Annotated in this window: 5 protein-coding genes and 2 pseudogenes; 5 read left to right on the top strand and 2 right to left on the bottom strand. The window is 70.7% G+C overall.

Translation table 11 applies throughout. The annotated features are described in order from the left end of the window. A pseudogene (locus ACOJSN_RS09440) lies at positions 1–377 on the bottom strand (ABC transporter ATP-binding protein); the annotation flags it as partial. 76 nt (positions 378–453) lie between these two features. Continuing rightward, entirely contained in the window at positions 454–1449 is a 996-nt protein-coding gene (locus ACOJSN_RS09435) for a DNA topoisomerase IB (protein ID WP_420112242.1), read from the bottom strand. A 62-nt stretch (positions 1450–1511) separates the two neighbouring features. On the opposite strand from ACOJSN_RS09435, the gene ACOJSN_RS09430 reads away from it, so the two are divergent. The 5 genes and pseudogenes from ACOJSN_RS09430 to ACOJSN_RS09410 form a co-directional block, all read left to right on the top strand. Next, a complete protein-coding gene (locus tag ACOJSN_RS09430) occupies positions 1512–1898 on the top strand; it encodes a DUF3817 domain-containing protein (protein ID WP_420112241.1) in 387 nt (128 codons plus the stop codon). Between the two features lies 1 nt (position 1899). Continuing rightward, positions 1900–2208, top strand: a complete 309-nt coding sequence (locus tag ACOJSN_RS09425) for a hypothetical protein (protein WP_420112240.1) — start codon at positions 1900–1902, stop codon at positions 2206–2208. A gap of 19 nt (positions 2209–2227) precedes the next feature. Next, on the top strand, positions 2228–3814 hold the full coding sequence (gene guaA / locus ACOJSN_RS09420) for a glutamine-hydrolyzing GMP synthase (RefSeq protein WP_420112239.1): 1587 nt from the start codon (positions 2228–2230) through the stop codon (positions 3812–3814). 7 nt (positions 3815–3821) lie between these two features. Beyond that, positions 3822–4991: a glycosyltransferase family 4 protein gene (locus tag ACOJSN_RS09415; RefSeq protein WP_420112238.1), complete on the top strand. Its 1170-nt coding sequence runs from the start codon at positions 3822–3824 to the stop codon at positions 4989–4991. Between the two features lie 38 nt (positions 4992–5029). After that, a pseudogene (locus ACOJSN_RS09410) lies at positions 5030–5213 on the top strand (hypothetical protein); the annotation flags it as partial.

Below are 5213 nucleotides of genomic sequence, written 5' to 3'. Positions count from 1 at the left end.
GTGGGCAGCTCCTTGGTGATCGCCGAACCGGTGCGTGTGACGTGGTGGCCCACCAGCTGGGAGGCGTTGAGCGAGGCCCGCAGCCAGTTCTGCACATCGAACCTGTGCCCGACCGAGCCCGTGACCACCGAGACCGCGCCGATCCCGAGCAGCACGAGGCACCACCGCAGCAACGGCGCGGTGAGGCCGTGGTCGAGACCGTCGTCAATGGCGCGACCCAGCACGTACGGCAGCGCCGCCTGGCAGACCGCTCCCAAGATTCCGAACACGACGGCTGCTGCGAGCACGCCGGACTGCCGCCGCGCCTGCCAGAGCAGGTAGGCGATCGGCGTGGTCAGCGGAGGGGTGCCCGGGTCGGCCTCGGGAAGTGGGCGCACGAGGGACAACGGTAGGCCGCGGCGCCGACAGAGGGCGACCTGTTATCGCCCCGATCCGCCCACCCGGTTGTGAGCCTCACCCGCCGAGCATGTCGAGCACGGCGCGTTCGAGGTCCGCGCGGCGGATCTCAGGGTTGCGGTGCCGCTTCCGTGCGGCCTTCGCGATCGTCGTTCCCGACTCGTACAGGTCGATCACGCGGGGATCGATGTAGGAGTTCTTCGCGATTGTCGGGCTGTTGCCGAGGTACCCGGCGACCTCCTCGATGGCGGCCCGCACCGCGCGTCGTCGCGACGCCTTCGAGCGGCCCGACTCCTCGCTGGAGGCGAGCGTCTCCGCCGCGATGACGGTTGCGTGCCAGGTCCGGAAGTCCTTGGCGGTGAACTCGCCTCCCACGAGCTCGTGGAGGTAGTCGTTGACGTCCGCGGCGTCGAGGTCGGTCCAGCTGCGTCCGCTCCGGTACGCCAGCAGCCGGTGGCCGCTGCGGCGGCGGCGCAGCGGTGACAGCGCCTCGATCACCTCCTCGTCGTCGATGGTGACCGTCTGCCGGACCCCCGCCTTGCCGGTGAATCGGAAGATCAGGGCGCCCTGGTGTCGGCGCACGTGACGGCGTAGCAGCGTGGTCAGCCCGACGCTCTCGCTGTCAGCGTCCACATCACCTCCTACGCGGAAGTAGCCCTCGTCGAGCAGTCGGACGGCGATCGCGGCCGCACGCTCGCGCGGCATCCCGGATGCTGCGAGGTCGCGAGCGACGCGCCGCCGCGCCGCCCTGAGGTGGGGTGCCGCCTCGAGCACGCGGTCGAACTTCAGCCGATCCCGTTTCGCCCGCCACTGCGGGTGGTAGAGGTACTGCCGGCGCCCGGCGTCATCGGTGCCTGTCGCCTGCAGGTGCCCGTTCGGCACCGGGCAGATCCAGACGTCCCGCCATGCCGGAGGGATGGCAAGAGCCCGGACACGGGCGACGTCGTCGCCCGCGAGCGGCCCACCCTCGGCGTCGAGATAGGAGAACCCTGCCCCACGCCGTCGGCGGGTCCAGCCGCGAGACCGCGGCGAGGAGGTGCGCAGACGGACCATCTCGACATCATGGCCCCGCAGCCGTGTACACGGTCGCGTTCGAGAGCAGCGAGAATGGCCGGGTGAGCACCGATACCCCGAGCGAGACCGAGCCCACGCAACCACCACACCCGGCCCTCGACGTGCCCAAGGCGCGCGCGGCGTTCGGGCGCTATCGCTTCATGGCGTTCGTGACCGGTGGGTTCCTGCTGCTGCTGTGCGTGGAGATGTTCCTCAAGTACGTGCTGCAGGTGAACGGTCCGGACCAGCCGGTGCTCGGGAACTGGATCGCTATCGTGCACGGGTGGATCTACGTGATCTACGCGATCACGGTGTTCGACCTGTGGTCGCGGATGCGGTGGAGCTTTGGACGTATCCTCGCGCTGATCGCCGGTGGCGTGGTGCCGGTGCTGTCCTTCGTCATGGAGGTACGTGCGCGGCGATGGTTCGAGGATCGAGTGGGGGAGTGACATGACCTGGGTGACCGGAAAGGTCTGGGAACTGGCCGAGGGCGGCGAGGAGGCCGACCTGCTGGTGCTGATCGAGGAGCAGATCGAGCCGCGATACGCCGAGCTGCACCCGGACGTGACGCTCGGTCTGATGCGGCTCGAGGGGCGTCGCTACCTCGCCACCCAGACCTGGCCCGACCGTGCGACCTGGGAGCAGACCACCACGGGCGAGGGCTACGACCGCTGGTTCGCTCACTACCAGCCGGTACTGGCGCTGTGGAACGCGACCGCCACGTTCGTGTTCGAGTGGGCGGGCGAGGAGATCCGCTGAGCGGCTCTATCCTGGCGGGGTGACGTCTGCTGAGTCTCGCCCGGTCCTCGTCGTCGACTTCGGCGCCCAGTACGCCCAGCTGATCGCCCGCCGTGTGCGGGAGGCGCGTGTGTACTCCGAGATCGTCCCGCACTCGATGCCGGTGGCGGACATGCTCGCCAAGGACCCTGCCGCGATCATCCTCTCCGGCGGCCCGAGCTCGGTGTACGAGGAGGGGGCGCCGCGCGTCGACCCCGCCTTGTTCGACGCCGGTGTCCCGGTGCTCGGGATCTGCTACGGGTTCCAGGCGATGGCTGCCGCGCTCGGGGGGACGGTCGCGAAGACCGGTACGCGGGAGTACGGCGGAACCGAGGTTGAGGTGTCCGCGCAGGGGACGTTGCTCGAGGGGTCGCCGCCCGATCAGGTCACGTGGATGTCGCACGGTGACGCGGTGCAGGCCGCGCCCGAGGGCTTCGAGGTGCTCGCGACCTCGCCCGGCTCGCCGGTCGCCGCATTCGAGGACCGGAACAAGCGCCTGTTCGGGATGCAGTGGCATCCCGAGGTCAAGCACTCCACGCTCGGCCAGGCCTCGCTCGAGAACTTCCTTCACGACGGCGCAGGGCTGGCTGGTGACTGGACGCCCGGCAATGTCATCGCGGACCAGATCGAGTCGATCCGTGCCCAGGTCGGTGACGCGCGGGTGATCTGCGCACTGTCGGGCGGAGTGGACTCCTCCGTGGCGGCCGCGCTGGTGCAGAAGGCGGTCGGCGACCAGCTGACCTGCGTGTTCGTGGACCACGGGCTGTTGCGTGAGGGGGAGGCGGAGCAGGTCGAGGTCGACTTCGTCGCCTCCACGGGCGTGACGCTCAAGGTCGTCGACGCGCGCGAGCGGTTCCTCGACGCGCTCGCCGGGGTGACCGACCCGGAGGAGAAGCGCAAGATCATCGGGCGCGAGTTCATCCGCGTCTTCGAGCTGGCCGCGCGCGAGGTGGTCGCGGAGGCGCACGTGGACGCGACGCTGGCGCACTCGGGCGAGGTGAAGTTCCTCGTCCAGGGCACGCTGTACCCGGACGTGGTCGAGTCTGGCGGTGGCGAGGGCGCGGCCAACATCAAGTCGCACCACAACGTGGGCGGACTCCCCGACGACCTGCAGTTCGAGCTCGTGGAGCCCCTGCGCACGCTGTTCAAGGACGAGGTGCGGGCGGTCGGGCTGGAGCTCGGGGTGCCCGAGGCGATCGTGTGGCGGCAGCCGTTCCCGGGGCCCGGTCTGGGGATCCGGATCGTGGGCGAGGTCACCGCGGAGCGGCTGGAGACCCTGCGTGCGGCCGACGCGATCGCGCGTGCCGAGCTGACCGCCGCCGGACTGGACCGCGAGATCTGGCAGTGCCCCGTGGTGCTGCTGGGCGACGTGCGTTCGGTGGGGGTGCAGGGCGACGGCCGCACCTACGGGCACCCGATCGTGCTGCGACCGGTCTCCTCCGAGGACGCGATGACCGCCGACTGGACCCGGTTGCCGTACGACGTGCTCGCCCGGATCTCCACACGCATCACGAACGAGGTCGCCGACGTCAACCGCGTGGTGCTCGACGTCACGAGCAAGCCGCCAGGCACGATCGAGTGGGAGTAGGCGTCCCGTGCGGATCGTCCACATCTCCGACTGCTACGCGCCGCGGGTCGGGGGCATCGAGACCCAGGTGCAGGATCTGGCGACCCACCAGGCTGCGCGGGGCGACGCCGTCCACGTCCTCACGGCGACGGCTCTCCCGAAGGGGGCGCAGGCGCAGGGCCGCAACCGGTTCCGGGCCAGCACCACGGAGTCGCCGGGGTTGCGGGTGCACCGACTCGCCTCGCGCTCCACGTTCGGCATCCCGGTCCACCCGCGAGGTCTGTGGCTGATCCGGCGGGCGCTGCGGATGCTGAAGCCGGACGTCGTGCAGGTGCACGCGGGCGTGGTGTCACCGTTCGCTTACGACGGCGCCCGGGCGGCCCGGTCTCTCGGTCTTCCGCTGGCCATTACCTGGCATTGCATGCTCGACGGCGTCGAGAGCCTGGTCGCGGCCGGTGCCAAGGCCACGGGCTGGGATGACGCGGCGTTCGCGCCGAGCGCTGTCAGCACGGTCGCGGCCGAGCGGGTGGCCGACGCCCTGGGCCGCTCCGATGTGAGCGTGTTGCCGAACGGGCTGGACCTGGCACCGTGGGTGGCGGCAGCTGCCTCGCCGGTCCCGAACGCTGTGCCGGGAACGCTGCGGGTGGTGGCGACGCAGCGGCTGGCGCCGCGCAAGCGCGCGATCCCGCTGATCTCCGCGATCGCGCGTGCGCACGAGCAGCTGGGGCGCCGCCCGGACGGATCGGCCCGGCTGCGGTTCACGCTCGTGGGTGGTGGGCCGGCTGAGGGTCAGGTGCGGGCGGAGGTGCAGGCGCGCCGGCTCGAGGACGTGGTGACCGTGATGGGGAAAGCCCCGCGGGCCGTGCTGCCGACGATCTACCGTGACCACGACGTGTTCGCCTCGCCGTCGGTGCTCGAGGCCTTCGGGATCGCGCCACTGGAAGCTCGCGCTGCCGGCCTCGCGATCGTGGGGCGCGCCGGCACCGGGTTGGGGGAGTTCGTCGAGGACGGAGTCAACGGGTTCCTCGTGCCCTCCGACGAGGCGATGAGCGACACGCTGGTGCGGCTCGCCGAGGATCGCGACCTGCTCGAGCGGATTCGGACCACCAATGCCAGCCATCCCCCCGCGGTGGCCTGGCCGGACGTGCTCGAGGTGGCCGACGAGCTGTACCAGCGCGCGGAGTCGAGCCGGCCCTGATTCGGCCACGACCATGGTCATGACGTAGTGTCAGATCCATGGAGATCGTCAAGGGTGTGCTCGTGGTCCTCCACCTGATCGGGTGGGCGCTCGTGCTGGGCGGCGTGCTGACCCGGATGAAGAAGCCGGAGGTCCCCGTCGGCGCGTGGCACGGCGTCCTCACGGCGCTGGTCACAGGGGTCCTGCTCGTGGGAGTGCTCGAGATGGGTGACGGCGACGTCA

This window comes from Pseudactinotalea sp. (assembly GCF_048594945.1).
Lineage (GTDB): Bacteria > Actinomycetota > Actinomycetes > Actinomycetales > Beutenbergiaceae > Pseudactinotalea.
The sequence above is the reverse complement of the archived record's forward strand: the minus strand, read 5'-3'. Positions and strand labels throughout refer to the sequence as shown.